This window comes from Streptomyces sp. 3211.6 (assembly GCF_003634815.1).
Taxonomy (GTDB): Bacteria; Actinomycetota; Actinomycetes; order Streptomycetales; family Streptomycetaceae; genus Streptomyces; species Streptomyces katrae_A.
Genome location: NZ_RBXC01000001.1, coordinates 7,328,682 through 7,355,237 on the forward strand (window position 1 = coordinate 7,328,682; position 26,556 = coordinate 7,355,237).

Annotated in this window: 27 protein-coding genes; 21 read left to right on the forward strand and 6 right to left on the reverse strand. The window is 73.7% G+C overall.

Annotation, left to right across the window (positions count from 1 at the left end; translation table 11 throughout):
- Positions 1 to 47: 47 nt before the first annotated feature.
- Positions 48 to 1,199 carry a dihydrofolate reductase family protein gene (locus BX286_RS33635; protein ID WP_079423383.1) on the reverse strand — a complete coding sequence of 384 codons (1,152 nt, stop codon included), beginning with the start codon at positions 1,197 to 1,199 and terminating at the stop codon, positions 48 to 50.
- A 324-nt stretch (positions 1,200 to 1,523) separates the two neighbouring features.
- Between BX286_RS33635 and BX286_RS33640 the strand changes: the two genes are divergently transcribed.
- From BX286_RS33640 to BX286_RS33720, 17 genes are all read left to right on the forward strand, one after another.
- Positions 1,524 to 2,681 carry a glycosyltransferase family 2 protein gene (locus tag BX286_RS33640; protein WP_121017403.1) on the forward strand — a complete coding sequence of 386 codons (1,158 nt, stop codon included), beginning with the start codon at positions 1,524 to 1,526 and terminating at the stop codon, positions 2,679 to 2,681.
- Entirely contained in the window at positions 2,678 to 3,871 is a 1,194-nt protein-coding gene (locus BX286_RS33645) for a hypothetical protein (protein WP_121017405.1), read from the forward strand. Before BX286_RS33640 ends, BX286_RS33645 begins: the two co-directional genes overlap by 4 nt.
- A 153-nt stretch (positions 3,872 to 4,024) precedes the next feature.
- Positions 4,025 to 4,681, forward strand: coding sequence for a GTP cyclohydrolase II (gene ribA, locus BX286_RS33650; protein WP_100864540.1), 657 nt, complete (start codon positions 4,025 to 4,027; stop codon positions 4,679 to 4,681).
- The gene (locus BX286_RS33655; protein ID WP_261993596.1) at positions 4,678 to 6,039 is read left to right on the forward strand and encodes an MFS transporter; all 1,362 of its coding nucleotides are present in this window, start codon (positions 4,678 to 4,680) and stop codon (positions 6,037 to 6,039) included. The genes ribA and BX286_RS33655 overlap by 4 nt, the downstream gene beginning before the upstream one ends.
- A gap of 94 nt (positions 6,040 to 6,133) precedes the next feature.
- Positions 6,134 to 7,813 carry a WD40 repeat domain-containing protein gene (locus BX286_RS33660; RefSeq protein WP_121017407.1) on the forward strand — a complete coding sequence of 560 codons (1,680 nt, stop codon included), beginning with the start codon at positions 6,134 to 6,136 and terminating at the stop codon, positions 7,811 to 7,813.
- A 140-nt stretch (positions 7,814 to 7,953) separates the two neighbouring features.
- Positions 7,954 to 9,270: an extracellular solute-binding protein gene (locus BX286_RS33665; RefSeq protein ID WP_121017408.1), complete on the forward strand. Its 1,317-nt coding sequence runs from the start codon at positions 7,954 to 7,956 to the stop codon at positions 9,268 to 9,270.
- A gap of 129 nt (positions 9,271 to 9,399) precedes the next feature.
- On the forward strand, positions 9,400 to 10,914 hold the full coding sequence (locus tag BX286_RS33670; RefSeq protein ID WP_121017410.1) for a glycoside hydrolase family 3 protein: 1,515 nt from the start codon (positions 9,400 to 9,402) through the stop codon (positions 10,912 to 10,914).
- A gap of 94 nt (positions 10,915 to 11,008) precedes the next feature.
- Positions 11,009 to 12,076, forward strand: coding sequence for a phytanoyl-CoA dioxygenase family protein (locus tag BX286_RS33675; RefSeq protein ID WP_079423371.1), 1,068 nt, complete (start codon positions 11,009 to 11,011; stop codon positions 12,074 to 12,076).
- 14 nt (positions 12,077 to 12,090) lie between these two features.
- Positions 12,091 to 13,434: a DUF6271 family protein gene (locus BX286_RS33680; protein WP_121017412.1), complete on the forward strand. Its 1,344-nt coding sequence runs from the start codon at positions 12,091 to 12,093 to the stop codon at positions 13,432 to 13,434.
- The gene (locus BX286_RS33685) at positions 13,431 to 14,006 is read left to right on the forward strand and encodes a GNAT family N-acetyltransferase (RefSeq protein ID WP_121017413.1); all 576 of its coding nucleotides are present in this window, start codon (positions 13,431 to 13,433) and stop codon (positions 14,004 to 14,006) included. Before BX286_RS33680 ends, BX286_RS33685 begins: the two co-directional genes overlap by 4 nt.
- Positions 13,990 to 15,150 carry an MFS transporter gene (locus BX286_RS33690; protein WP_079423365.1) on the forward strand — a complete coding sequence of 387 codons (1,161 nt, stop codon included), beginning with the start codon at positions 13,990 to 13,992 and terminating at the stop codon, positions 15,148 to 15,150. The genes BX286_RS33685 and BX286_RS33690 overlap by 17 nt, the downstream gene beginning before the upstream one ends.
- A gap of 96 nt (positions 15,151 to 15,246) precedes the next feature.
- Positions 15,247 to 15,900 (forward strand): LysE family translocator, encoded by a 654-nt coding sequence (locus BX286_RS33695; RefSeq protein WP_079423363.1) that lies wholly within the window; start codon positions 15,247 to 15,249, stop codon positions 15,898 to 15,900.
- Positions 15,901 to 16,031: 131 nt separating this feature from the next.
- A complete protein-coding gene (locus BX286_RS33700) occupies positions 16,032 to 16,778 on the forward strand; it encodes a hypothetical protein (protein WP_123995946.1) in 747 nt (248 codons plus the stop codon).
- Between the two features lie 77 nt (positions 16,779 to 16,855).
- Positions 16,856 to 17,956, forward strand: coding sequence for a cytochrome P450 (locus BX286_RS33705; protein ID WP_187344310.1), 1,101 nt, complete (start codon positions 16,856 to 16,858; stop codon positions 17,954 to 17,956).
- Between the two features lie 145 nt (positions 17,957 to 18,101).
- Positions 18,102 to 18,587: a DedA family protein gene (locus BX286_RS33710; RefSeq protein WP_121017416.1), complete on the forward strand. Its 486-nt coding sequence runs from the start codon at positions 18,102 to 18,104 to the stop codon at positions 18,585 to 18,587.
- A gap of 270 nt (positions 18,588 to 18,857) precedes the next feature.
- Positions 18,858 to 19,598: a dienelactone hydrolase family protein gene (locus BX286_RS33715; protein ID WP_121017418.1), complete on the forward strand. Its 741-nt coding sequence runs from the start codon at positions 18,858 to 18,860 to the stop codon at positions 19,596 to 19,598.
- Between the two features lie 108 nt (positions 19,599 to 19,706).
- Positions 19,707 to 20,060, forward strand: a complete 354-nt coding sequence (locus BX286_RS33720; RefSeq protein WP_121017419.1) for a YrdB family protein — start codon at positions 19,707 to 19,709, stop codon at positions 20,058 to 20,060.
- 10 nt (positions 20,061 to 20,070) lie between these two features.
- Here BX286_RS33720 and BX286_RS33725 read toward each other — a convergent pair whose 3' ends face one another.
- From BX286_RS33725 to cynR, 3 genes are all read right to left on the reverse strand, one after another.
- Positions 20,071 to 20,856, reverse strand: coding sequence for an SDR family NAD(P)-dependent oxidoreductase (locus tag BX286_RS33725; protein ID WP_237292505.1), 786 nt, complete (start codon positions 20,854 to 20,856; stop codon positions 20,071 to 20,073).
- A gap of 111 nt (positions 20,857 to 20,967) precedes the next feature.
- A complete protein-coding gene (locus tag BX286_RS36850; protein ID WP_187344252.1) occupies positions 20,968 to 21,636 on the reverse strand; it encodes an NAD(P)H-binding protein in 669 nt (222 codons plus the stop codon).
- A 142-nt stretch (positions 21,637 to 21,778) separates the two neighbouring features.
- Positions 21,779 to 22,690, reverse strand: a complete 912-nt coding sequence (gene cynR / locus BX286_RS33735) for a transcriptional regulator CynR (RefSeq protein ID WP_185117352.1) — start codon at positions 22,688 to 22,690, stop codon at positions 21,779 to 21,781.
- Positions 22,691 to 22,841: 151 nt separating this feature from the next.
- Between cynR and BX286_RS33740 the strand changes: the two genes are divergently transcribed.
- The 4 genes from BX286_RS33740 (at position 22,842) to BX286_RS33755 (ending at position 25,417) form a co-directional block, all read left to right on the forward strand.
- The gene (locus tag BX286_RS33740; RefSeq protein WP_121017814.1) at positions 22,842 to 23,423 is read left to right on the forward strand and encodes a carbonic anhydrase; all 582 of its coding nucleotides are present in this window, start codon (positions 22,842 to 22,844) and stop codon (positions 23,421 to 23,423) included.
- 57 nt (positions 23,424 to 23,480) lie between these two features.
- Positions 23,481 to 23,951 carry a cyanase gene (gene cynS / locus BX286_RS33745; protein ID WP_079423349.1) on the forward strand — a complete coding sequence of 157 codons (471 nt, stop codon included), beginning with the start codon at positions 23,481 to 23,483 and terminating at the stop codon, positions 23,949 to 23,951.
- A gap of 218 nt (positions 23,952 to 24,169) precedes the next feature.
- Positions 24,170 to 24,823: a nucleotidyltransferase domain-containing protein gene (locus tag BX286_RS33750; protein WP_398898863.1), complete on the forward strand. Its 654-nt coding sequence runs from the start codon at positions 24,170 to 24,172 to the stop codon at positions 24,821 to 24,823.
- Positions 24,824 to 24,883: 60 nt separating this feature from the next.
- Positions 24,884 to 25,417, forward strand: a complete 534-nt coding sequence (locus tag BX286_RS33755) for a hypothetical protein (RefSeq protein ID WP_121017423.1) — start codon at positions 24,884 to 24,886, stop codon at positions 25,415 to 25,417.
- A 93-nt stretch (positions 25,418 to 25,510) separates the two neighbouring features.
- On the opposite strand, the gene BX286_RS33760 is transcribed toward BX286_RS33755, so the two are convergent.
- Both BX286_RS33760 and BX286_RS33765 read right to left on the reverse strand, forming a co-directional pair.
- Complete coding sequence (locus BX286_RS33760) at positions 25,511 to 25,762, reverse strand: hypothetical protein (protein ID WP_079423345.1); 252 nt, start codon at positions 25,760 to 25,762, stop codon at positions 25,511 to 25,513.
- A gap of 177 nt (positions 25,763 to 25,939) precedes the next feature.
- Complete coding sequence (locus BX286_RS33765; protein ID WP_237292503.1) at positions 25,940 to 26,464, reverse strand: transposase; 525 nt, start codon at positions 26,462 to 26,464, stop codon at positions 25,940 to 25,942.
- Between the last annotated feature and the right edge of the window lie 92 nt (positions 26,465 to 26,556).

A 26,556-nucleotide genomic window follows, 5' to 3' on the forward strand; every position in this document is an offset into this window, starting at 1 on the left:
CGGGCGGCGGGCGGACGGACGCCTGCCGCCCGCCGCCCGCCCCTGCGTCACTCCCCGGGTGACAGGTGGGCGTTGGGCGCCCGGCCCGCCTCCGCGTACTCGGGAAGCTCCACCACGGTGACGCCCCGCTCCCGGAGCCGCTCGGTGCCGTTCGCGCCCGGCACGAAGGTGTCGGGCTCCCGCCAGCCCGTGACCACGCGCCGCACCCCGGCCCCGGCGATCAGTTCCGCGCACGGGTGCGGGTACGAGGCGCGATGCCCGCAGGGTTCGAGGCTGCTGTAGACGGTGGCTCCGGCCAGGCCGGAACCGCCGCGCACCTTGGCGAGCGCGGCCTGCTCCGCGTGGACGCGGGCGTCGCCCCCTTCGCGGGAGTGGCCCCGGGCGAGCTCGCGGCCGTCGGCGGCGACGACGATCGCCCCGACCGAGAAGGCCGTCGTGGAGGGCGGGCAGGCCGCGGCCAGTGCGCAGGCCTCCCCGAGCCAGACCGCGTCGGCGGCAGTGGCCCGCGCGCCGGTGCCCGGGCGGCGGTGGGTGGCGTAGCGCAGCAGGGTCACATCGCCGATCCGCCGCGACTCGGCGAGCGCCAGCCGGTGTTGCGGACCGCCCGGGTAGCCGCCCGCGCCGAACATCCGGGGTGCGTCCGCCCCGCCCACGATGACCGGGGCGATGACCAGCTGGAGTTCGTCCGCCAGCCCCTGCCGCAGGAACTGGGTGTGGACCGAGCCGCCGCCTTCGACCATCAGCCGGCGTACGCCGAGGCCGTGCAGGTGGTCCAGGACCTGAGGCCACACGTCGTCCTGCGCCACCTGGTGGACCGTGGCCAGGCCGCCGAGGGCCGCCACCGCCCTGTCCCGGGCGGCGCGGCCCACCGCGTAGACGACCTTGGTGCCCCCGTGGTGCCAGAACCGCCGGCCCGGGTCGAGGTCGCCGCTGCGCGTGACGGTGGCCTTGACGGGGTGCGGGGGGAGGCCGGCGCCGGCGCGGGCCGCGCGCCGGCCGGCGGAGGCCACCTGGACGCGGGGGTCGTCGGCCCGCAGCGTGCCGGCTCCGAGGAGGACCGCGTCACAGGAGGCGCGCACGGAGTCGACGCGGTCGAAGTCCTCCTCGTTGGACAGCAGCAGCCGCGGCTGCCCGGGAGGGGTGTCGAGGCAGCCGTCCAGCGAGACGGCGGCCGAGAGCAGGACGTAGGGACGGGGCATGCGAAGGCTCCTCGAGGCGGGGGACAGGGCGACTGCACCACGGCTGTAGCGCGACTGCACCGGCCGGAGAACAGGGTTGGCCTGACGCCGGGCGATTGGTACAGTCCAATGCGTGCCGTCGATCTTGGAGCCCACCGGTCTCGACGGCCGAGTCGATCTGCGTACCCGCCCTCTGCGGGACCCTCCACCGGATGAGATCCGGTGCACCGTCGGACCAACCTACAGCTGGAACCTGACAGTCGTTCACGGAGGAGTCACCTTGTCCCGGTCCACCACGCAAGAGCGCAAACCGTTATCCCCGCCGCTGTCCGTGCCGGGGCACCGATGACCGACATCCTGGTCCCCACCTGGCCGTTGCGGCCCTACGCGGCGGCCCCGCCGCCGCCGGACTGGCGGCCCGCCCGCCGCCTCACCCTCCTGATGCCGTTCCACCGCGAGACCGCCGCGACGTTCGCCCGCTCGGCCCGGGCCGTGGCCGCACTGCAATACCCGGCGGAACTGCTCCAGGTGCTGTGGCTCGTCGCCGACGGCCCCGAGCACGCGCAGGAGGCGGAGCGGGCCGAGGACGCCCGGGCCGCCGCCGGCCGCCCCGAACTGGACTGGCGGATCCTGCGCCTGCCGGGCATGAGCCCCAAGGGCACCGCCCTCAACCACGCCTTCCCGCACGCGGACGGCGAGGTCGTCGCCGTCGTCGACGCCGACGTCGTGCCCGATCCCGGCCAGCCGGCGGAAGCGGTGTGGGCCCTGGAGCAGGGCTACGCCCTGGTCCAGGCCGAGGAGGTCGCGGAGCCCGGCCCGCGGCTGACCTCACGCGTGAAGACCGCCGAGGACGCGGTGTGGCACGCGTCGGTGCGCGGACTGGCCCGGGCCGCCGACGTCCACGTCGTCGCGGGCAGTTCGGTCTACGCCTGGAGCGCCACCTGGGACACCCTCCGCCCGATCCGCTCGGACGACGTCGAGGAGTCCTACCACTGGTCCCTGCGGCTGATGAGCCAGGGCGCCTCCACCGGCTTCCTGCGGCGGCCGTCGCGGGTCAGCTCGACCGACCGGACCGCGGCGGCCCTGCGCCAGCGTGCCCGGTGGGCCCGGGGACAGCTGCGGGCCGTGGTGGTGAACTGGCCCGAACTCTCCCCGCGCGGACGCCTGCTGGGCGCGGTCACGGTGGGCAGCCTGGCGGCCAGGGCCGCGATGCCGGCCCTCCTCGCCGCCGCGGCCGTCTCGCCCCGGGCGCGCAAGGCGGCGGCCGCCGTGGTGGTGGCGGACGCGGCCTGCGTCCTGGGCGCCCGGCGCAGCCCCGAGTACCGCGACCGGGTCGACGGCCTGGCCTGGGCCCTGGTCGTGCCCTGGCACCTGGTCGGCGCCCTCGCCGTCTACCGCGCCGTATGGGAATGGGCACGCGGCGACCGGGGCTGGCACAGCGTCCGGGAGACGGCCGACTCCGTGCCCGCCGCCCCGCAACCCGGGGAAGGGGCGTCCCGTTGAGCCCCGCCACCGGGCGCGCGCCCGTGATCAGCGCGGCCGTCATGGCCCATCCCCGGCGCCTGGAGGAGGCGGCCCGGCTGGCCGGCGCCCTGCGGCCCTGGCAGGCCGTGACCGCCGTCGACCCCGAGCCGGACGGGCCGCCCACCACCTTGCGCACGGCCCGGGAGGCCTGGTCCCGGATCCGCCCCGGAGCCACCCACCACCTCGTGCTCCAGGACGACGTCGAGCTGTGCCGGGACTTCCTGCGGCGCGTGGAGACGGCCGTCCGGGAGCACCCGGACACACCGCTCGCCTTCTACGCCAACTGGAACTCGTGGAACGGCGCCGCGACCCGCGCCGCCGCCCTCCAGGGCGCCTCCTGGGTGCCCGCCGTGCCGGGGGAGTGGGTCCCCACCCTGGCGCTGCTGCTGCCCCGCAGCGATGTGACGGCACTGCTGTCGGCGGTGCCCCGGCAGGGCGCCCCGGCGGAACCCGACGACGTGGTGCTGGCCCGCGAGCTGGCCGCGCGCCGCCGCAGGGTGCTGATCTCGGTCCCGCACCTGGTGGAACACACCGGAACGGCCAGCATCGTCGGCAACGACCGCTACGGGCCCCGGCATTCGGCCTGCTTCGCCGACGACGTCGAGGCCCCGGCGGCCGCACGGCCGGGCCCCGCCGGCACCCTGCCGCAGCCCCCGCCGGTGCTCGTCCACCGCCCGCACGGCCACGCCCACGTGATCCTCACCGCCCCCGGCGGCGCGGACGGCGAGCCGCTGTTCCTGTCGCGGGAGGCGTACCTGCGCGGCACACCCGCCGCGGAGCGCGCCGGGCGACGGTGGGAGCGCGCCCGGGCCGGCCTGGCGGGCCTGCGCGTACCGGACGAACTGCTGTGGCTGTGCGAGGAGATCTGGCACGGCGGCCACCTGCTCGGCCTGCACACCCCGCCCACCGAACGGCCGCCGTCCCCCGCCCTGATCCGTGTCGCCCTGCGCAGCTGGATCCTCGGCGGCTCGGCCGGGGACCCCGGCCACCGGCTGTGGATCGAACAGCGGGTGGCCCGCCTCACCGGCCTCGCCGAAGAGGCCTTCGCCGCCGGACGCGACGACCGGCGCGCCCACGGGCCGCTACCCGCCTTCCCGAGCGAGCGGCTGGCCGGGCTGCCCGCCGCCCGGCACATCTGGCGCGACCCCCAACTCGCCCTGTCCACCTGATCCCACCGCGCGACCCGCGCCCAGCGCGGCATCCTGCTGCGGCCCCGGACCGCGCCGCCCGGCGGCATCCCCCTGCCCGGACGCGGTCCCGCCCGTCGCCGCACACCCCCACGGAACCACACAGCACGAACGCACGAAGGGTGTTGAATACCGATGGCCACGGCCTTTCCCGTAGACGAGAGCCCTGAATCCGAAGTCCCCCTCTGCGAGATCCGCGCGGAGGTCCCCGTTCCCATCGAGGCGGGCGGACGCACGCTGACCGCCCGCATGGTCACCTTCTCCGGACTGATCGACGGCCGCGAACACCTGGCCCTCGTCTTCGGCGAGGAGATCGCCCCCGTGCCCCTGGTGCGCCTGCACTCGGAGTGCCTCACCGGTGACGTCTTCGGTTCCGCCCGCTGCGACTGCGGGCCCCAACTCCGCGAGGCCACCGACCGGTTGGCCGAAGGCGGCGTCCTGCTGTACCTCCGCCAGGAGGGACGCGGCATAGGCCTCTACAACAAGCTGGACGCGTACGTGCTCCAGGACCAGGGGCTCGACACCTTCGAGGCGAACCGCCGGCTGAGCTTCGCGGACGACGAGCGGGACTACCGGGTCGCGGCGCAGATGCTCCGGGCGCTGGGCGTCGACGGCATCCGCCTGCTCACCAACAACCCCGACAAGGCGGCACAGTTGGCCGCCTCGGGCATCGAGGTGCACGACTCGGTGAGCACCGGGGTGTTCCTCGGCGCCGGCAACCGGCGGTACATCGAGGCCAAGGTCGTGCACGCCGGCCACCGCATCGCCCTGACCGGGGTGGCACCGGCGTGAACCGGCCGACACCGCCGGCGCCGGCCGCCCCCGCGCGGTGGCGCCGCGCCCTGGGGGTTCCGGACCTGTCGGGCCAGGGCAGGATCGTGGCCGCCACGGCGCTGGACACCTTCGGCGCGGGCATGTTCACCCCGCTGTCCTTCCTGTTCTTCCTGATGACCACCGACCTGACGGTGGCCCAGGTGGGGCTGGGGACCAGCGTGGCGACGCTGCTGTCCATACCGCTGACCCCGATCGCGGGCATGGCCGTCGACCGGTGGGGCCCCCGCGTGTCCCTGATCTCCAACAACCTGCTCGCCGCCACGGGGTACCTCTGCTACCTCCTGGTCGACTCGCTCCCCGCCCTGGTGGCGAGCATGCTCGTGGTGCTGGGCGCGGACCGCATGTACTGGGCCGCCTGGCCGGCCTTCGTCGCCGACCTGGCCGAGGGCGCCGAACTCGACCGGTGGTACGCGTTCACGGCGGCGGGCAAGAACGCCAGCGTGGCCGTCGGCGGGGTCGCCGGCGGACTGCTGCTGGCCGGCGGCTGGTCCGGCGCCGCGGCGCTGATCGTCGTCCTCAACGCCTCCACCAGCGTGGTCACCGCCCTGCTGTTCTGGAAGCCCGTACGCCCCGTACACCCCGTGCACCCCGCGGCGCCGGCCGGGCCCGAGCGGCCGGACGACACGAGCGCGCCGGAACCGGCGGCGGACCGGGCGCGGGCGGCGGGGCCGGGGCCGGCAGCGGGCCGGTCCGGCTGGCGGGCCGTCTTCGCCGACCGGATCCTGCTCTGCGTCCTCGCCTCCCAGACCGCGCTCGCCTTCGGCTGGCTGATCCCGACCCTGATCCTGCCGGTCTACCTCGTCAACGTGCGGGACCTGCCGGCCTGGCTGCCGTCGACCGCCCTCACCGCCAACGCGCTCCTCATCGTCGCCGCGCAGTCCACCCTGACGGCCCGGCTCGCCACCATCGCACGCAGCCGGGTGATCTCCTGGGCGGCGGTGCTGATCCTGGCCGCCGTGGGACTGCTCGCCCTGCTCCCGCTCACCGCCGGAGCGGTCTCGATCGCCCTCGTGCTGGGCGCCGTGCTCGCGTTCACCACCGGGCAGATGACCGCCACCCCGGCCGTCGTGGCGCTCTCCGCGACCCTCGCCCCGGCAGGGGCCCGCGGCCGCTTCCTGTCGCTGTTCAACCTCACCTGGACGGTGTCCGCGACGACCGGGCCCGCACTCGTCGGGGCGCTCGTCGAACGGCAGGCGGCGCTCCTGTGGGTGGTGCTCGCCTGTCTCGTGGCCCTGGGCGGCCTCGGCTACCGGTTCACCGGCGGCCTGGCACCCCACCGGCTCGGCAGCCCGCGCGCACGGTCCGCCGACGCCTGACGGCCGCCGCCCTCCCGGACCACCCGCACCCGCCCCCACACATCCACGCATCCATTTCCGCCATTTCGCACGACATCCCGAGGGAGACACTCACGTGATCCGTCACCACGGCCCGATCAGCGGCGTCGCCGCCCACGGCACCCGGTACGTGGCCACCGCCGGCTACGACAACCAGCTGATCCTCTGGGACGCCGCCCGCAAGCAGGCACTCGCCCGGGCCACCCACGACCACCTCACCAACCAGACGGCGTTCAGCCCCGACGGCCGCCACCTGGTCAGCTCCTCCAGCGACTACTCGGCCCGCCTGTGGACGGTCCCCGAGCTCCGGCTGGCCGCCGTGCTCGCCGACCACAAGGACGACGTCGAGATGTCCGTCTTCCACCCCGTCAAGCAGCTCATCGCCACCGCCTCACGCGACCACCACGTGCGCGTGTTCGACTTCACCGGCGCGCTCCAGGCCACCTTCACCGGCCACACGGCGGACGTGATCTCCGTGGAGTGGGTCACCGGCACCGACGAGCTGGTCTCCTCCAGTGACGACGGCACCATCAAGCGGTGGTCCCTGGAGACCGGCGGCATGCTCGCCGAGATCGACCTCGACGGCGTGGAGACCGACACGGTCGCCATCACCCGCTCCGGCGCCATCTACGCCGGCAACGACGAGGGCGAGATCATCGTCATCGCCGACGGCACGACCGTCACCCACCCGGCCCACGAGGCGGGCATCAAGCGGCTCGTCTACAACGCCGACCGGGAACTGCTGGTCAGCCTCAGCTACGACCGTACCCTGCGCGTGTGGGACACCTCCGGCCCGCTCGCCCCCGTGGCCACCTCCTCCCTGCCGCCGCAGGTCTGGCCGCGCTCCTGCGCCTTCCTCGACAGCGACACCCTGGCCTTCGCCACCTTCGGCTCCTCCTACGCCACCTACCGCATCGCGGCCGAGGAGTGGAACCTCGAAGGCATCGAAGGCACCCCGTGCGTGAACGCGGTGCTCGTGGACGACACGGGCCGCACCCTGACCATCGGCGACGCCGGAGTCCTGTGGGCCGACGGCACCCCGCACAGCGAGACCGGCAGCCTGTGCAACTTCCTCACCCCCGTCGGCGGCCGCGTCGTCACCGGCGGCCAGATGGGCACGGTCTTCGACGCCCTGACCGGCGAGGTGCTCCACCAGCACCGCTCGCCGCTCAACTGCGGCGCCGCCTTCACACGCGACGGCGTCCCGCACGTGATCGTCGGCGCCTACACCGGCGAGGGCATCGTCTTCTCCGTGGCCGCCGACGGCACCTTCCGGCACGAGACGACCCTGCGGCTCCACGGCAACGCCGTCAAGGGCATCGCCGTGTCGGGCGACCGGATCTTCTCCGTCTGCGCCGACGGCAGCGCCACCTGGTTCTCGGTGGCCACCCTCACCGAACTCCACCACCTCGACGGCGCCCACGACCGCATCGCCAACGGCTGCGCGGCCCTCCCCGACGGAGACTTCGCCAGCGTCAGCCGCGACTACAAGCTGCGGCTGTGGCGCGGCTTCGAACCCACCGTCGTCACCACCCCGCACGACCACTCGATCAAGTCCGTCGCCGCGACCCCCGACGGGCGGTTCGTCGCCACCGGCTCCTACCACGGCCTGGTCGCCGTCTACGACGTGACCCGCGGCACCTGGGCCACCACCCGGGTGACCACCGCCGGCATCTCCTCCCTCACCCACGACCCCGGGACGGGCCGCTTCCTCGCCGGCTCGTACGACGGCCACGTCTACCCCGTCTCCCCCTGACGCCCCGCCCCACCGCCACGGAGCACGCCCCGTCCCCGCCACCCGCCGGCCTCGCCACCCGCAGGCCGGCGGGACCCGGCACACCACTGGCTCCGAGGCCGCACCGCACCCCGACCGCCCGAACCCACGAGAGGAACGACATGCCACGACGTCTGCGACACGCCGCGGCCCTCCTCGCCGGCCTCCTCCTGCTCCTGACCCCGGCGACGGCGGCGAACGCCGCGGCCACCCCGGCCGGACCGGCCCGCGAACTCACCGTCTGGCTGATGTGGGGCTCCGTCCCCCAGCCCGAACTGGAGCGGCTCACCGCCGAGTTCGAGCAGACCCACCCCGGCGTCACCGTGAACGTGCGGATGCAGGGATGGCCGGGGATCGACGAACGGCTGGAAGCGGCCCTGAACTCCGACGAGGCACCGGACGTCGTGGAGACCGGGACCACCACGACCCCGTACTTCGCCGCCAGGGGACTGCTGAAGGACCTCTCCGACCAGTCCGGCCCGCTCGGCGCCCAGGAATGGATCCCCTCCCTGCGCGAGTCGGGGAACTGGCAGGGCCGCCAGTACGGCGTGCCGCTGTACGCCGCCTCACGCGTGGTGATCTACCGCAAGGACCTCTTCGAGGAAGCGGGACTCACCCCGCCGCGCGACCAGAGGGAATGGCTGCGCACCACCCGGGCCCTCTCCCGGGCCCACCGCGCGGAGCCCGGGTTCCAGCCCGTCTACCTCCCGGGCCAGAACTGGTACGTGCTCTCCGGATTCCTCCACGACCGCGGCGGGCGCATCGCGCAGTACGACGGCGCCCGCTGGCGCGGCGGCCTGAGCACGCGCCCCGCCGCCGAGGCCCTGGAGTACTACCGCGCGCTCCAGTCCTTCTCCCAGGCCCCCAAGGACCAGGACGAAGCACACCCCTTCCAGTACGAGGTGCTGGCCAAGGGCCAGGTCGCCCAGATGATCGGCCTGCCCTGGGAGGTCGCAGACGCCGAACGCATCAACCCCGAGCTGCGCGGCAAGCTCGGCATGTTCCCCGTCCCCGGCACCTCCGCGGACCGCCCCGGCAGCGTCTTCCTCGGCGGATCGCACCTGGCCGTCGCCGGGCGCGCCCGGCAACCTGCCCTTGCGGCCGACTGGGTCGCCCTGCTGACCGGCCCCGCCTTCCAGCAGCGCCTGGCCACCGCGAACGGGGTCCTCCCCAACCGGCTCGCCCTCGCCCAGGCCATCGACGACCCCGGCGTCCGGGTCCAGGCACAGGCCGCGGCCAACGGGCACACCACCCCGGTCGACCCCCGCTGGCCCACCGTCGAGGCCGCACCCAACCCGCTCAAGACCCTGCTCACCGACGTCCTGACGGGCCGCTCGCCCCGCGCCGCCGGCCACCGGGCCGACACCGCGCTGGAAGAACGCCTCAACGCCGCCGCTCCGCCGGCAGGGAACACCACCCCGCAGAGCACCCACCCGTAGCACGGCCCGGCAGACCCGTACGGCGGCGCGTGCGGGCCCGGCCCTCCGGGCCCGCACCGCCCGCCACCCACCCACCGCCCACACGGCCCGCACCACCCCCTTCGCACCCCCTCCTTCCCAAGGACCCCCATGCCCGACCAGCGCCACCGCGAACTCACCCGCCTCGCCAACTCCGTGCTCCAGCCGGGCTTCGTGGGCACCACCGCGCCCGACTGGGTGCTCCGCAGGATCGCCGACGGCCTGACCTCCGTCGTCCTGTTCGGGCGCAACATCCAGACACCGGAACAACTCCGCGCGCTCACCGCCCAGTTGCGCGCCGAGAACCCGGACCTCGTCATCGCCGTCGACGAAGAGGCCGGCGACGTCACCCGCCTGGAGCGGCACACCGGCTCCTCCCGGCCCGGCAACCTCGCCCTGGGCACCGTCGACGACCCCGACCTCACCTTCCAGGTCGCCCACGAGCTCGGACGCGAACTGCGCGCGGCCGGCGTCTCCCTGAACTACGCCCCGAGCGCCGACGTGAACTCCAACCCGCTCAACCCGGTCATCGGCGTCCGCTCCTTCGGCGCCCGCACCGAGACCGTGGCCCGCCACACCGCCGCCTGGATCCAGGGCCTGCAGTCCGCGGGCGTCGCCGCCTGCGCCAAACACTTCCCCGGCCACGGCGACACCACCGTCGACTCCCACCACGGCCTGCCCCGCATCGACGCCGACGCCGAGACGATCGCCCGCGTCGCCCTGCCCCCGTTCCGGGCGGCCGTCGAAGCGGGCGTGCGCAGCGTGATGACCGCCCACATCCTCATCCCGGCGTACGACGACACGCTCCCGGCCACCCTCAGCCCCAGGATCGTCGGCGGGCTCCTGCGCGAGGAACTCGCCTTCACCGGCCTGGTGATCACCGACGCCATCGAGATGGGCGCCGTGTCCGAGCTCTACGGGATCACCGGCGCGACCGTCAGGGCCGTCGCCGCCGGCGCGGACGCCGTGTGCGTCGGAGGCGAGAGCGCCGACGAGTCCACCACCGTCGCACTCGCGGAAGCCCTCGCCCGCGCCGTGCAGGACGGCACCCTCCCGCAGGAGCGGCTGGCCGAAGCCTCGGCCCGCGTCGCCGAGTTCGCCCGCTGGTCCAGCCGGCTCCCGCAGAGCGGACCGGAGCACGGCGCGGACGGCCGTGACACGGGCCTGGCCGCGGCCCGGCGCGCCGTCCGGGTCCACCACCGGCCGGACGCCCGCACCACCCTGCCGCTGGCGGGCGCCCCCCACGTCGTGGAGCTGGCCCCCACGACCCACCTCGCCATCGACGGCGGCACCCCCTGGGGCGTGGCCGACCCGCTGCGCGCACTGCGCCCGGACACCACCTCCGTACGCCTCGGGGAATCCGACCTGGCACACCACGACGCCCTCGACCGGGCGGCGCTGGCCCCCGCCGTGGGACGCGCCCTGGTCGTCGTCGTGCGCGACGCGGCCAGGCACGCCTGGATGGAGCGGGCCCTGGACGGCCTGGTGCGCAGCCGCCCCGACGCGGTGGTGGTCGAGATGGGCGTCCCGTCCGACGCCGCCCCGGCGGCCGTGCAGCTGAACACGCACGGAGCCACCCGCGTCTGCGGCATCGCCGCGGCCGAGGTGCTGCTCGGCGCCGTCTGAGCCGGACCAGCGAGAAGCGACCGACCACGACACGGGAGACCCGGGGCAGCGGCCCGTCCGCCCGCCCCGGACCGTGCGAAGCCTGGATCATGGCATGCCGACCCCCGACACCCTCGAACCCACCGTCCCCCGCGAACGTCCCGGCCACCTGTACCGCGCGGCCTCGGACCGCCCCTACTTCAGCGCGGACGGCGAGACCTACCTCTCGCCGGTCCGGCTCCGGGACCTGCGCAAGACCCGCCCCCTGCGCGTCCTGTCCGCACAGGACTTCGCCGCCTGGCAGACCTACGGCTACGTGATCGTCAGGAACGCCATATCCGCCGACGCCGCCCGGCGCCTGCTGGAGTTCGCCTGGGAGTTCCAGGGCCTGGACCCCGCCCGGCCGCAGGACTGGTACGCGCAGCGCGAGTTCCGTTCGGAACTGGACCGGCACCTCTACATCTACGGATTCGTGGAGGCCTACCACCACCAGCTCATCTGGGACAGCCGGCAGACACGGCGCGTCTACGACGCCTTCGTCGACGTCTGGGACTGCGAGGAGCTGTGGGTGACCCTCGACCGCCTCAACCTCAACCCGCCCAACGTGCGGAACCGCGACCGCGCCCTCATCGAACCGGCCGACCGGGGCTTCGACATCGACCTCCACTGGGACGTGGACACCACGCTCGGCGTGCCGCCCCAGCGGGTCCAGGGGATCATCGCGCTGGACGACACGCACCCGGATACCGGGGGGTTCCAGTGCGCGCCGGAGCTGTTCCGCCGGTTCGACCAGTGGCAGGCGGCCCAGCCCGCCGACCGGGACCCGGTCAGGCCCGCGATCGACCGCGCCGAGTTCCCCGTGATCCGGCCCGAACTCGCCGCCGGCGACCTGCTGATCTTCAACGGGCACCTGGCCCACGGCGTCGCACCCAACACCTCCGCCGACCGCGTCAGAGCCGTCCAGTACCTGTCCATGATGCCCGCGCTCGAGGAACACACCCGGCTGCGCGCCTCCCGCGTCGACTCCTGGCGCCGGCTCACCACCCCCGACTGGAACAAGACCCTGGTCGGCGACGCCACCCGGCACGAATCCCTCCGCTACGGCCGGGCCGCCCTGGACGACCTCGGCAGCAGGCTGCTGGGCCTGAGGTCCTGGGACGACGATCGGACACCGGCGCGGTGAACAGGAGAAACGACGTGGACAAGATCTGCCTGACCCTCCCCACGAACCGGGCCTGCGCCGACACCATCGAAGCCGTAGGCCGCGAGGCCGCCCACGCCGCACGCCGCTTCGGGGCCGAAGTCCACCTGCTGGTCCTCGACTCCGCCGACCGGCTTTCGTTCGCACGCCATGCCCGGGCCGTCCGCGCGGCCGGAATCGCACCGGGTGTCGTCGCCCACCACCTGGACGAAGCCGGGCAACGGGCCTTCCTGCGCGCGGTGATCGACCGGGCCGGTCTCGGCGCGGCCGACCGGGTGCTCGGCCTCATGCTGCCGTCCGCGGTCTCCTACGGTGCCTGCACCAACCGCGCCTTCCTCATCGCCGCGGCACTCGGCTGCCGTTCGGTGCACCGCCGGGACTCCGACAGCCGCTACCAGGAGCTGGACGGCGAGCCCGTCTTCCCCATCACTCACGAACTGGCCTTCCTGGGGCGGAAGGCGGCCGACGTGACCGCCTCCGTCTCCGAGATCAGGGAGATCACCAAGGTCACCGAGGGCCCGCACGCCGTGGAGCACGCCGACAGGACGGTGGCCATGGTCGGGGGCTCCTTCGTGGGGGTGCCCTCCGTCGACCTCACCGACCTCCAGCTCCGTGCCCCCGACGTCCACCGCGAGGTCGTCGGCCTGTGGGCACCCGCCGCCTGGTCCGGACAGGAACGGGACCGGCTGGTGGACGAGTCGTTCAAGGGAGCGGGCACCGAGCCGTTCACCCACGACCACACGGTCCTCGGTCCCGTCGACCCCATGCGGGTCGACATGTGCAACATCGCCTTCCACCACGAGGTCCACGAACGCGTCCCGCTGCCCCCGGCCACCGACACCATCGGCAGCGACTACTTCATCTTCCACCTGCTGTACCACGCCGGCCTGCCCGGCGTCCTGCACAACCGCCACATCGTCAACTTCCACACCGACGAACGCAAGACCGGCCCGGGCTTCACCGCCTACCAGACCCGCTACGCCAAGTTCCTGCTGTCCATGCTCCACTTCCGCTTCCTCCACGCACGCATGGCGCAGCTGGGCGACTCGCTCCTGGACGACCGCCACCGGCTCCGCGCGGACGTCGTGTCCGGACTCGTCCGGGAGAGCACCGCCCTGGACGACACGGAGAACGTCCACCGCCTGGACACCCTCACCCGCTCCTACCGCACCCTGGGCGGCGCCTACGCGCAGACGGCCGAACGCCTGCGCCGCCAGGGCCCGCGGCTCCTCGCCGAGGCGCGCGCGGACATGGAGGACTTCGCGCACCTCATCGACGCATGGCCGGCCCTGGTGCAGGCCGCGCGGACCACACCGCTCCACGGGAAGGCGCAGCCATGACCGCCGGCACGGACACCGGGACCGGATCCGCCACCCGGATACGAGGCATCTCGCCCGCCGACTGGGACGCCGTCGCGGCACTGGAGGCCGCCGTGTACGGCCCCCGGGGGCTCTCGGAGGGGAGGACCGCCCTGGAAGCGAGGGGCGAGGCCTCGCCGTCCACCTGCTTCGCCCTCCACCACGAACTGCGCCTGGCCGGCTACCTCCTCGCCTTCCCCTACCCCCCGGGCCGCTGCCCGGACCTCCTGCGGCCCGAACGCACCGCCCACCGCTCGGACAACCTGCACCTGCACGACATCGCCGTCGCCGAGGACCTCCGCGGCAAGGGATACGGCCGGACCCTCCTGCACCACCTCTCGGACGCCGCGCGGGCAGCGGGATACCGGCGGATCTCCCTGGTCGCCGTCTCCGGCATGGACACCTTCTGGGCCGCACTCGGCTACCGCCCCCAGCCCGGGGTCACACCACCACCCCACTACGGCGGCGACGCCGTCTACATGTCCAAGACGATCCGGGAGGGCCGACCCCACGGTGCGCAGAATCCGAGAGCCCCGCATGACACCCACCACTGACCCGATCCCCTTCCACCGCGCCCAGCCCGGCATCGCGGCGGTGTTCGCCCTCCTCGGATTCCAGTACGCCACCTGGGCGTCCAGGCTTCCGGCCCTCACCGCACGTCTGGACCTGTCCGAGGCACGCCTCGGCCTGCTGCTCATGGCCTGCGGGGCGAGCGCGGCCGCCTCCTTCCCGCTCGTGACCGCCCTGATGGCACGACTGGGCTCCCGCCGCCTCGTGCTGCTGTCGGCCACCGTCCTGGCGCTGCTCCTGCCCGTCCTGGCGCTGGCCCCGAACTACCCGGCCGCCGTGGTGGTCCTGTGCTGTGACGGAGTCGCGGTGGGCTGTCTGAACGTCGCCATGAACGCGCAGGGAGCCGCCCTGGAAGTGACCCACGGCCGCACGGCCATGGCACGGCTGCACGCCGCCTTCAGCGGCGGAGGCCTCGGCGCGGCGCTCCTCGCCTCCGCCGTCACCGCCCTCACCCCGGACCTGGCGGCCCACTTCGCACTGGCCTGCCTGCTCCTGCTGCTGTCACTGGCCTGGGCCCGGCCCCGGCTGCTGCCGGACGAGGCCGGCCGCGCCGGGGAGAAGACCGGCACGTCCCGGGCGGTGGTGTCGGCCGCCGCCCTGTGGATGGGGGCGGCGATGGCCTTCGCGACCGTGACCGAAGGAGCCATGAACGACTGGTCGGCGCTCTACCTGGACACGGTGGCCGGAGCCTCCGAGCAGGTCGCGCCACTGGGCATCGCCGTCGTCTCCGTGACCATGGTGGGCGCCCGCCTCTTCGCGGACGGCCTGCGCAGCCGCTGGGGCGACGGCCGCGTCGTGCGGGCCGGGAGCGCCCTCGCCGGCACCGGTCTGGCGCTCGCGCTGCCGGCGGGCGGAATCGCGGCGACCCTGACCGGCTTCGCCTGCGTCGGCCTCGGGGCGGCCGCCGTGACCCCGTGCGTCTACGTGGCCGCGGCACGCAAGGGCCCGAACGCCCTCGCCCTGGTCGCCGCCATGGGGACCACCGGCCTGCTGGCCGGCCCCGCCCTGATCGGCTTCATCGCGAGCGCCGGCAACCTCGTCTGGGGCATGGCAGCGGTCGCCGCCTCGGCCCTCCTGGTCACCCTGTGCGCCACCCGCATCGCCTGGCAGCCCCCCACCCCCGGCTGATCCCCACTTCCCATCCCGTCCCGGCACCAGTCCGCCGATGCGCGGTGAAGCACAATGCGCTGGACGCGATCGGGGAGGCGGCACCAGGATGGCCGCATGACCGTTTCCTCTGCTCTCGCCTCGTTCGCCGTGGTGGCGGGCATGCTGACCATCATGCCGGGACTGGACACCGCCCTGGTGCTGCGTTCCGCCATCACCCAGGGCCGGCGCCGGGCCTTCGCGACGGCCCTCGGGATCCTCTGCGGGGTGCTCGTCTGGGGCATGGCCGCGGCGGTCGGCGCCTCGGCCGTGCTCACGGCGTCCCACCTCCTCTACGACGCGCTCCGCGTGGCCGGCGCCGTATACCTGGGCTGGCTGGGCATCGGCATGCTCCGCCGCACCCTCGCGGAGCGCCGCCGGCCCGCGTCGCAGGCCACGGCGGACGCGGGAGGCGCGGCGACCGCGGAGGAGACCTGGGCCCGCTCCTGGGCACGCGGACTGGGCACCAGCCTGCTCAACCCGAAGAACGGCGTCTTCTACATGGCGATGCTGCCCCAGTTCATCCCCGCCGGGGCCCCGCACCTCCTGATGGGCGTCGTCCTGGCGGCCCTCCACGACCTGGAAGGCCTCGTCTGGTTCAGCGCGCTGATCTTCGGCACCCAACTCGTCCGCCGCTGGCTCGACCGGGCCTCGGTGCGACGGGCCATCGACGCGATCACCGGCACGGTACTCGTCGGCTTCGGCATCAAACTGGCCCTCGCCGACAACTGACCCCCGCCACAGCCCTACTCGACCACCACTGGACTCCCACCCCAGACCAACCGCCCCGACGGCGCCGGGGCCGGGTACGGCTACAGTGCGAGCCGGTCAGCTCGGTCCACTCGTCGCCAGGGGCTTCTCACGTGTCCATGCGTTCTTTCACCGTCCTGTCGGCGGCCGCCGGCTGCCTCCTGCTCACCGCCTGCTCCGGTGGCGCCGCGGGAGCCGCGAGTGCGCAGCCCGCGGCCGTGCGGACCGATCCGTCGCGTTCCCCGTCCGCTGGGTTGCCGCAGCAGCGGGCGGCCGGTGAGGTACCGGATACCGCGCGGCTGCGGGAGTTGGTGCTGCGGCCGGGGGAGGACGCCGGAGTTCCGGACCCCGCGTACGGGATCCGGGACGTGCATCCGTCCGAGTTCGGGCTCGTGCCCGGCGGCGACGCCTACCCGGCCGCCTGCCGCACCATGTGGGCCCTGATCGGCCACAAGGGCGCGCAGGCGGCCATCGCGCAGACCTTCACCTCGAAGCGTCCCGGCGAACCGAGCGTCAACTTCCTCGCGTCCCACGCGGGCACGGGTGCCACGACGGCCTTCGCGCAGCTGCGCGAAGCCGCCTCGGCCTGCCCGCAGCACGGCTCCGACGGCCGCACGGCGACCGTGGCGACCGAGGACCTGCACGGCGCCGGGTTCCCCGAGGACGCGATCCGGATCAGGATCACCGTCCACGAGGAGGGCTCCAGCGAGCCCGACGACATCTCCGACCGCATCGTGGCCCGGGTCGGTGCGTGCATTGTCGACATGTCGGGTCTGTGGTCGCAGCCCCAGACCCGCCTCGCCGAAGCGCCTGTTCTCCGGCAGATCGAACGGCTCCGGGCAGGCGGCCAGGGACTGTGAACCCGAACCCGTCCCCTCAGCACCCCGACCCCTACGCGGAGTACGCGGCGTACGCGGCCGCGCGGTCCGCCGGCCCGGTGCAGTGCGTCCCCGCCGGGCCCGCAGGACACCCCGCCTACCTGGTCACCGGCTACGCGGAGGCCCGCGAAGCCCTCGGCGACCCCCGTCTGTCCAAGGACACGGGCGCCTTCTTCGCGGGCAAGGAGTCACGCCGCCGCCTGCACCCGGCCGTGGCCCGCTCCATGCTGGCCACCGACCCGCCCGGGCACACCCGGCTGCGCAAGCTGGTCACCGGGGCCTTCACCACCGGGGCCGTCAGGGAGCTGCGCCCCTTCATCGCCCGGGCCACGGACGCACTGCTGGCGCAGTGGCCCGAAGGAGAACCGTTCGACTTCGTGGCCGGTCTGGCGGTGCCCCTGCCCGTCAGCGTGATCTGCGAGCTCCTCGGGGTACCGCGGGCCGACCGGTCCGCCGTCCAGCGCTGGTCGGCAGGGCTGTTCGCGGCGGGGGAGCCCGAGGCCATCGACGAGGCCTCGCACGCACTGGCCGGCTATATGACCGACCTCATCGCCGCCAGGCGCCTGGCCCCCGGCAGCTCCCTGCTGGACCGGCTCATCGCGGCCCGGGACGGGCAGGACCGCCTGAGCGAGGAGGAACTGGTCTCCCTGGCCGTGCTCCTGCTCGTGGCCGGACACGAGACCACCACCCATGCCCTCGGCAACGCCCTGCTGGCACTGCTCCGGCACCCGGCCGTGCTGGACCGCCTCCGGGAGCATCCGGACGAGATCCCCGCCGCCCTGGACGAACTGCTCCGCTTCGACTCGCCGGTGAGCACCGCCACCTTCCGGTTCACCACGCAGGCCGTCACCCTCGGCGGTACCGAGATCCCGGCCGGTGTCCCGGTCCTGGTCGCGCTGGGGGCGGCCAACCGGGACCCGGCCCGGTTCCCGGGGCCCGACCACCTCGACCCGGACCGGGACGCGGCGGCCCATCTCGCCTTCGGCCACGGCATCCACCGCTGCGTCGGCGCCCCCTTGGCCCTGGCCGAGGCCGAGATCGCCCTGCGGGCGGTGGTCACCCGGTTCCCCGGCATCCGCCTCGCCGTACCGCCCGACCAGCTGCGGTGGCGGAGCACCCGTCTCGTCCGCGGCCTGGCCTCGCTCCCCGTCCTGGCGTAGGCGTGGACCGTGCGGCACCGCACACCGACGCCCTGTACCTCCGCATCCGCATTCGGTTAGGCTTACCTTCCTTAGATGGGTGGCCGCAGGTGCGTGACAGCCCAGGGAACGAACGGAACGGAACGGGAGCCGGGGATGAGGCGTCGTGGATAGGATCGCGCTCACGGCCGGGGCCCTGTACGCCATCGTCCTGCTCCGCGCCGGAGGGACGTTCGCCGTCGGGTGGCTCGCCGGCGCCGGGGCCCGGCGCAGCAGTTTCGCCGGCCGGATCTCCTCGGCGAAGTTCCAGCGTGCCGAGCGGGCGATCCACCGCTGGGGCGCGCCCGTGGTGGCGGCCTCCTTCCTCACCGTCGGGCTCCAGACCGCCGCCAACTTCCTCGCGGGCAGCATGCGCATGCCGTTGCCGCGCTACCTCCCCGCCCTGTTCGTGGGCGGAGCGGCCTGGGCGCTGATCTACGCGACCGCGGGGATCGGCGTGCTCGAGGTGCTGGGCAGGCTCTTCGCCGAGCGGACGGCCCTCGGGGTGTCCGGCGTGGCGGTGCTCCTGCTCGCGGTGTGCGCGGCGGTGGTATATCGCAGGAGGAGGGCGTCGGCCCCGTCCTCCGCAGGAGCCGTGCCCGAGGAGTCCTGAGCCCCTTCCCCGCGCGGGAGGGGGCGCCACGGCGGGTGACGCCACGTTTTCGATCACCCGCCCGAGCCCGTGCCGGGCCGGCAACACCGCCGTGACGGAATCCGTTTGGCGGGCCGCCGAACCCCTGCTACCTTTCCGGAAGCCGTGCAAGAGAACGAGGAGGTGGTACCCGTGAACGCTGTATCGACATGGGTGCTCCCCTCCGGGGTCACGGTCGGGCGATAGGTCGTCCGGGAGCGCCGTTCGCGAGCATTCCCGAAAGGCACGACCATGCACTTCACTTCCGAACAGCGCCTCGACGACGACGTCATCGAGCGCGAGTTCACCCTCCGCGAGATCCCCGGCATCCTCTGGACGCCCGCCTCCGCCCCCGCATCCACGCCGACGCCGCTGATCCTGCTCGGCCACCCCCCGCTCGGGCTGCGCAAGATGTACCCCCGGATGGTGGGCCGGGCCCGGCAGGCCGTGGCAGACGGCTTCGCCGCAGCCACCATAGAGCTCCCCGGAAGCGGCGAACGGCCCCGGTTGGACGCCCTCGAACAGGCCCGCGCCGACCTGCGCGGGGCCGTTCAGGCCGGCGAGCCGGTCAGCGAGGAGATCATCGACGCCCTCGTCCTCCCGCTCGTCGAACAAGCGGTCCCGGAGTGGCAGGCCGCCCTCGACGCCCTCCTGGCCGTGCCCGGGATCGGCGGCCCGGTCGGGTACTCGGGCGGAGTGATCTCCATCGGCATCCGCCTCGCGGTGGTCGAGCCGCGCATCAAGGCCGCCGGGCTCTTCGCCGGCAGTTTCGTGCCCCGCGCCATGTTCGAGGAGGCCCGCCGGGTCACCATTCCCCTGCACGTCCTGCTGCAGTGGGACGACGAGGGGAACGACCGGCAGGCGGCCCTGGACCTGTTCGACGCCTTCGGCTCCGAGGAGAAGTCCCTCTGCGCCAACATGGGCGGGCACACCGGTGTGCCTCAGTTCGCGGGAGACGACGCGGCCCGGTTCTTCCACCGGCACCTGAAGTGACGACGGGCCGTCAGGCCACAGACACGGAGCGGTGAACCGGGTCGACCGCGGTACCCCCCGGCACGGACGCGTCCGTTCGCCCTCCGTCCACGAAAGGCACCCCGGCCGATGCTCCCCACCCCGCTCCGCGCGGTCAACGAAGGCCTGGCCTTCCTCCTGGAGCTGGCCGGGCTGGCACTGCTGGCCTGGTGGGGGTGGTCCACCGGCCACAACACGCTGACGCGGATCCTGCAGGCCGTGGGCGCGCCCGCGCTCGCGGCCACCGCCTGGGGCCTGTTCGCCGCTCCCAGGGCCACCTTCACCGTCCCGCTCGCGGCCGTACTCGTGGTGAAGGCCCTCTTCTTCGGCTCCGCCGCGGCCGCCCTCTACTCCCTCGGCCGCACCCAGCCCGCCGTCGCCTTCGCCGCGGTGGCCGTCGTCAACACCGCCCTCGCGGAACGGGACCGCCGGCACCGACGCTGACCGCGGACGGCTACTGGGCCAGGTAACCGCCGTCGACGGGGAGGACCGCGCCGGTGATGAAGGAGGCGGCGTCGGAAGCGAGGAAGGCGATGGCGCGGGCCACTTCCTCGGGCTCACCGAGGCGGCCGAGCGGGTGCAGCGCCGTGACGTGGTCGAGGTACTCCGGGCCCCCGGGCTCGTCGGCGAGGCGCCGCACGCGTTCGGTGCGAATGGTGCCGGGGGCCACCGCGTTCACCCGGATGCCGCGCCCGGCCCACTCCACCGCGAGGTGCTTGGTGAGCCCGGAGGCGACGAACTTGGCGGGCCCGTAGGCGGCTTGGCGGGCCTGCCCGGCCACTCCGGAGATCGAGGAGACGCACACGACGGACCCGCCCGACTCCTGCTCGGCCATCCGCGCGACGGCGTATTTGCAGGAGAGGAACATCCCGCGGCCGTCGACGGCCATCACCCGGTCCCAGTCCTCGGCGCTGGTCTCCAGCAGGCCCGACAGCGGCAGGATCCCCGCGTTGGCGACCAGCACGTCCAGCCCGCCCCCCGCCGTCACCGCCGCGCCCGTCATCCGCTCGGCGTCCTCCGGCCGGGAGACGTCCCCGGTCACCACGGTCACCCCGTGCGCGTCACCCCGGTCGGCACAGTCGCGGCGCAGCGCGGTCAGTCCCGCCGTGTCCAGGTCGGCGGCGGTGACCCGGGCGCCGAGCCGGGAGAAGAGGGCCGCGGTGGCCCGCCCGATGCCACTGGCCGCGCCCGTCACCAGGCACGACCTGCCGGTCAGATCGACCAGTCCGCCAGCCCGCACGGCGCACCGCCTCCGCTCGCCCGCACCGGGTCCCTCCCGGCCACCGGCCTCCCCAACGAGCGCCGGGCGGCCCCGGTTACGCCCGCCCTCCGCGGCGGGCTCCGGGGCGGGCTACGCGGCGGGCTCCGGGGCGAGGGCGACGAAGTCCTCGTAGGTGCGGACCCTGACCCCGGGCCGGTCCTCGGCCAGTGCGGCGATCATCGCCGCCGCCAGCCGTCCGGCCGGCACGGGCCGGTACGCGCGGGCGGGCCCGGCGAGCAGCGGGGCCAGCACCGTCGCCGCCGAGCTGCCGAGGCCCTCACCGCGGCGGTGCGTGGGGCGGCGGCCGAGGATGAAGGAGGGCCGGAAGAACTCGGTCTGCCGGAAGCCCAGGGCCGTCACCTCCGCCTCCATGTCCCCCTTGACCCGCAGGTAGAAGGCCCGGGAGCCGGAACCGGCACCGACCGACGAGACCACGGCGATCCGCTCGGCGCCCGCGTCCCGGGCCAGCGCGGCCACCCGCACCGTGTGGTGCTGGTCCACCTCGCGGAAGGCCTCCTGCGAGCCGGCCTGCCGGATGGTGGTGCCCAGCGCCCCGTACACGTCGGCCCCGGCCGGCACGTCGTCGGCCCCGAGCCCCGCGAAGTCCACCACCCGGACGTCCAGCCGCGGGTGTTCGAGACCCAGCGGCCGGCGGGCCAGCACGGTGACGCGCCCGTAGCGCGGGTCGCGCAGCAGTCGCGCCAGCAGTTGTCCGCCGACCAGTCCGGTGGCTCCGGCCAGGAGCGCGCTGCGGGCCACGGGGTTCCCTTCCGCCGCCGACGGCCGACCCGCCGGAACCTCCCGCAGGATGCCACATCCCCACCCGCCCGCCGGCGAGGCCCGGAAGGCCGCGCCCGGTCGCGCCCGGCCCCGAGCGCGGGGCCCCTCCGGGCGGCGCGGCTCAGACCAGTGGTGGCGTGTAGCCGCGGGAGCGGACGAGGTCGCGGGTGATGTCGGTGAAGGCGCGGGCGGCGGCGCTCTGGTAGGCGCCTTCGCGGTGCAGGAGGGTGACGGTGCGCGTGGGCAGGGGCGGGTCGAGGGGGACGGGGGTGAGGTGGGGGTGGTCGTCCGTGATGGCGTCGGGCAGGACGGTGGCGAGGGCCGTGCGCCGGACGATTTCGGTGAGCGCCTGGACGGAGTTGGCCTCGACCGTGATGCGCGGCCGGACCCGGTGGCGGGCGAGGTAGGCGTCGATGTGGCTGCGGGTGGCGAAGTCACCGCTGAGCAGCGCGAGTTGTTCGTCCTCGAGCGCCCGCACCGGTAGGGGATCGGGCCCCACCGGGCCGCGCGCGCCGCCGGTGACGAGGCCGAGGGTCTCCGTGAACAAGGCGGTGGCGGTGAGGGAGGGCAGGTGGGGGCCGGCGAAGGCGATGCCGAGGTCGAGGCCGTCGGCGAGCAGGGCCGCCTCGATGCGGTCCTGGGGCATCTCCCTCAGGGTGAGGCCGATGCCGGGGTGGCGGCGGTGGAGCTCGGCGGTGAGCGGGCCGATCAGGTAGGCGGTGAAGGTGGGGGTGGCGCCCAGGCGCAGGTGGCCGCGGGAGAGGTCCTTGACGTCGTGGACGGCGCGCTCGGCGGCGGCCAGGTCACGCAGTGCGCGGCGCGCGTGGTCGGCGTAGACGGCGCCGGCGTCGGTGAGCCGTACCGTGCGGCCGGTGCGGTCCAGCAACTGCGTGCCCACGGTCCGCTCCAGCTGCTTGACCTGCTGGGAGAGCGTGGGCTGCGAGATGTGCAGCTCCTCGGCGGCGCGGGTGAAGTTGCCGTGTTCGGCCACGGCGAGCAGATAGCGCAGGTGACGCAGTTCGAGAGCAGCCATGGAACCAACCATAGATGCGACCACTGACTTTTATGGATAACAGCTCTTGGACGCTATAGCGCCAGGTCATGCACAGTGGATTTCACCAGCCCAACAGGGCACCCCACCGAAGGGAGTAACCGCAACCGTGACCGCGACTGTGACCGTGAGCGTGCAGGACCTCACCGAGGGCGTGGCCCGTTTCCAGAGGGACGTCTTCCCGGCCAAGGCGGAGCTCTTCGCCCGTCTGGCCACGCACCACGGCCCGCACACGCTGTTCATCAGCTGCTCGGACGCCCGCGTCGTCCCCGAGCTGATCACCGGCACCGAGCCGGGCGACCTCTTCGTCATCCGCACCGCCGGCAACCTGGTCCCCGCCTACGCCCCCGGGGCCGACGGGGTCGCGGCGAGCATCGAGTACGCGGTCGCCGTCCTGGGCGTGAAGCACATCGTCGTCTGCGGCCACTCCGGGTGCGGCGCGATGACCGCCCTCGCCCAGGACCACGACCTCAGCGGCGCCCCGGCGGTCGCCGACTGGCTGAGGCTCGCCGCCGCCTCGGTGGCCCGTACCGCCACCGCCGGCGACGTACCGGCCCTGGTGCGGCAGAACGTCCTCGCCCAGCTGGCGAACCTCGCCACCCACCCCTCGGTCGCCAGTGCCCTGGCGAAGGGCGGCCTCGCCCTGCACGGCTGGGTCTACGACATCCCCACCGGCCACATCGACGACCTCACCGCCATCGCACCAGCGGCCTGACCCCGCCCCTCCCACCTCCCACCCCCCCTCCTCCCTCCCCGAAAGGACGTACCACCCATGATTCAGGCACAGTTCACGCAGACCGCCCGCGAGTCCCTGGCCGCCAAGGCCGTCGAGGCCAAGACCGCCAGGAATCTGTCCTGGAAGCAGATCGCCGAGGCCTCGGGCCTGTCGGTGGCCTTCACCACCGCCGCCGTCCTCGGCCAGCACCCGCTGCCGGAGGACTCCGCGAAGGCGGTGGCCGAACTGCTGGGCCTGGACACGGACGCGGCGCTGCTGCTGCAGACCATCCCGGTCCGCGGCTCGATGCCGAACCGGATCCCGACCGACCCGACCATGTACCGCTTCTACGAGATGCTCCAGGTCTACGGCACGACGCTGAAGGCCCTGGTCCACGAGGAGTTCGGCGACGGCATCATCTCCGCCATCAACTTCCGCCTCGACGTGAAGAAGGTCGCCGACCCCGAGGGCGGCGAGCGAGCCGTCATCACCCTCGACGGCAAATACCTCCCGACCAAGCCCTTCTGACCACCCCCCCCGCCGACCCCTGCGCCCCCACCCCTCCGGCCGGGCGCAGGGGCCCTCCCCGCCCTCCCCGAACTCCCGGAGCAGGGCGCCCCGTAGAGCACCGCGCGCGCACGCGCCGCCACAAACCACCTGCAGCCAGTCGTCCCCCGGCTCCAGCGGGACGGCCCCCGGCCTCTCACGGCAGGGGCCCGTCCGCCTCGAGCGGTACCATCCGGCAGATGACTGCCCCCGACTGGCTCCCGGCCCCGCTCTCCGAGGTCGTCGAGCTGTTTTCCCCGCTGGCCACTGAGTGGTGGGTCGCCGGAGGCCATGCCATCGAGCTCGCGGTCGGTCGTCCCCTCCGCCCCCACGCCGACATCGACGTCCTCGTCCTGCGTGAACACCAGCACGCCGTACAACGGGCCCTGTCCGGCTGGGAGTGGTGGGTAGCCGACCCGCCGGGCACCCTGCGGCCCTGGCAGCCGGGGGAGTACCTGCCGCTGGGCGTGCACGACGTGTGGTGTCGTCCCGGTCCCGACCAGCCCTGGCGCATCCAGGTCATGCTGGACGAGTCCCACGAGGACCTGTGGGTCTCCCGCCGCAGCCTGCTCGTGCACCGTCCCATCGCCGAGCTGGGTGCCGTATCTGCCGACGGCATCCCCTACCTCGCCCCGGAGGTCCAGCTGTTCTACAAGGCCAAGGAACCACGCCCGAAGGACGAGCAGGACTTCGCCGCGGCACTCCCCCTGCTGGGGCCGGCGCGGCGCAACTGGCTCGCCAAGGCCATCCGTGATGCGTACGGTCCGCCGCCCTGGAGTCCGTACGACGGCGGCCCCGAGTTCGTGGTCCACGGCCCCGCCCACCCCTGGAGCGCGAGGCTGACCGGGAACTGAGGAACACCGCCCTGCCACGGAGCACCGGGGCTGTCAGACCTCGCTGTTAGGGTCGCCGGCATGGCAAACCGTTCATATCTCTACTCCGCCGATTCGATGCCGACCGAGGACGACATCCCCCAGTCGATCCGGTGCGTATCGCAGCACAACTGGGCTGTCCCGCTGGCCCACAAGCTGCTGACCGGGTACGGCACGACGATCGTCCCCTCCATGATCTGGAGTCCCCGGATCGGCATCGCCGCGGACTACGACAGGGGCGCGACTCTGCTGCGCAACGTCCTGAAGGCGGTCGGGCAGGGACTCGAGGAGGACGACGAGTTCGTCCAGTGCGTGGAGAAGACCGCGTCCCACCTCGAAAGGCAGCGGGCGGCGTACTTCGTCCTGGAGACCGGGGAGATGATCTCCCTCTCGGACGAGGATCCGGTGGCGGCGGTCCAGCGGCTGGTATCCGCCGACATCCCCGCCGCCGTGGCCCAGGCCGAGGCGGCTGTCTTGGGTGAGAACGACGAATGGCTCGCCTCGGTTCGTGCCGGCTGGCAGGAGCACCTGGGGTCCTTCTACAGCAGCGCGCTCTACTACTCGTTCCCCGAATAGACGGTTCCCCGGAGCCGCTGGCACCCGCCGAGGGGCCCATCTCGGCTGGACCCCTGACTCGACGCGGAGGGCGACACCCGGTGCGGTCGCGCGCTACTGCGGGATGTCGCCCCGGTAGCTGCTGCGGCACTCGTTGATCTCGTCCCTGCTGTGGGTGCTCAGGTAGTCCCGGGCCGCCTGCTTCTTCTCCTGGACGGAGACGTTCGGGTCGGAGATCAGGCTGATGAGCGCCGCACAGTCCCCGCCGGGCTGGACCGGCACGGCCTGAGCCGGCCCGGCGGCGGCGGGAGGAAGTACGGCGACAACCGCCGCGGCGAGAGCGGCGAAGGCGAGTCGTCCCTTCATCGGTATGTCCTCTCCGGACGGCGGAGCGCATCACCGTACGCGCGCTCCTCGATCGGGCGGATCCCGCGCAGGGGTCCCTGTGAACGTACCGCTCCGGAACCGGATCCGCATGCCGGCCGATCACCGCCCGCCGCGCTACGCCCCACTGCGGCGGCTAGATGAGTCATTCCGAAGTGATCAGTGGTCGTAGGCGATCAGGGACCGTGTGCTTGGCTGTCCGGTCTTGTGGTTGTGCCAGATTGCTGCGGCCAGCGCGAGGACGCGTTGGGCGACGCGGACGGCGACGCCCTCAAAGGTCCGGCCGCCGTGTTGTTCCAGGTCGAGCTGGCCTTTGAGGGTGTCGTTCACCGACTCGATCAGTTGCCGCACCGATTTCAGCAGTGACTCGCCCTTGCGGCGCTTCTCCCGCTTGAACGAGGGCCGCAGCAGCTCTGCCCCGCGCATGGCCAGATCGGTCTCGAATTCCTTGGAGGCGAAGCCCTTGTCCGTGATCACCAGCAGTCCGGGGCGGTCGGTGACTGTGTCCGGCTCACGATTCAACATCGCCGTCAGCACCTCGCGCTCGTCCAGCTTCGGGTTCGCAAGGGACCACAAGATCGGCATACCGGTTGGGGTGCACACCAGGTATAGCCGCAGGCCCCAGAAGAATCGGGAATGGCTGGCGCAGTACCCGTATCCGGCCCAGCCGGCCAGGTCCGACACCGCTTCACGGTGGGGCGTGACCGGCCGCACTCGACCGGGGTGGAGTCGATGATCCAGTGGTTGTCGAACCAGAAGTCGGTGTCCGTCGCAAG

Excerpts from the sequence above, each read along its gene's own strand:
- BX286_RS33635 (WP_079423383.1), bottom strand. The coding sequence starts at position 1,199 with ATGCCCCGTCCCTACGTCCTGCTCTCGGCCGCCGTCTCGCTGGACGGC.
- BX286_RS33640 (WP_121017403.1), top strand. The coding sequence starts at position 1,524 with ATGACCGACATCCTGGTCCCCACCTGGCCGTTGCGGCCCTACGCGGCG.
- ribA (WP_100864540.1), top strand. The coding sequence starts at position 4,025 with ATGGCCACGGCCTTTCCCGTAGACGAGAGCCCTGAATCCGAAGTCCCC.
- BX286_RS33665 (WP_121017408.1), top strand. The coding sequence starts at position 7,954 with ATGCCACGACGTCTGCGACACGCCGCGGCCCTCCTCGCCGGCCTCCTC.
- BX286_RS33670 (WP_121017410.1), top strand. The coding sequence starts at position 9,400 with ATGCCCGACCAGCGCCACCGCGAACTCACCCGCCTCGCCAACTCCGTG.
- BX286_RS33675 (WP_079423371.1), top strand. The coding sequence starts at position 11,009 with ATGCCGACCCCCGACACCCTCGAACCCACCGTCCCCCGCGAACGTCCC.
- BX286_RS33685 (WP_121017413.1), top strand. The coding sequence starts at position 13,431 with ATGACCGCCGGCACGGACACCGGGACCGGATCCGCCACCCGGATACGA.
- BX286_RS33690 (WP_079423365.1), top strand. The coding sequence starts at position 13,990 with ATGACACCCACCACTGACCCGATCCCCTTCCACCGCGCCCAGCCCGGC.
- BX286_RS33695 (WP_079423363.1), top strand. The coding sequence starts at position 15,247 with ATGACCGTTTCCTCTGCTCTCGCCTCGTTCGCCGTGGTGGCGGGCATG.
- BX286_RS33715 (WP_121017418.1), top strand. The coding sequence starts at position 18,858 with ATGCACTTCACTTCCGAACAGCGCCTCGACGACGACGTCATCGAGCGC.
- BX286_RS33720 (WP_121017419.1), top strand. The coding sequence starts at position 19,707 with ATGCTCCCCACCCCGCTCCGCGCGGTCAACGAAGGCCTGGCCTTCCTC.
- cynR (WP_185117352.1), bottom strand. The coding sequence starts at position 22,690 with ATGGCTGCTCTCGAACTGCGTCACCTGCGCTATCTGCTCGCCGTGGCC.
- cynS (WP_079423349.1), top strand. The coding sequence starts at position 23,481 with ATGATTCAGGCACAGTTCACGCAGACCGCCCGCGAGTCCCTGGCCGCC.
- BX286_RS33750 (WP_398898863.1), top strand. The coding sequence starts at position 24,170 with ATGACTGCCCCCGACTGGCTCCCGGCCCCGCTCTCCGAGGTCGTCGAG.
- BX286_RS33755 (WP_121017423.1), top strand. The coding sequence starts at position 24,884 with ATGGCAAACCGTTCATATCTCTACTCCGCCGATTCGATGCCGACCGAG.
- BX286_RS33760 (WP_079423345.1), bottom strand. The coding sequence starts at position 25,762 with ATGAAGGGACGACTCGCCTTCGCCGCTCTCGCCGCGGCGGTTGTCGCC.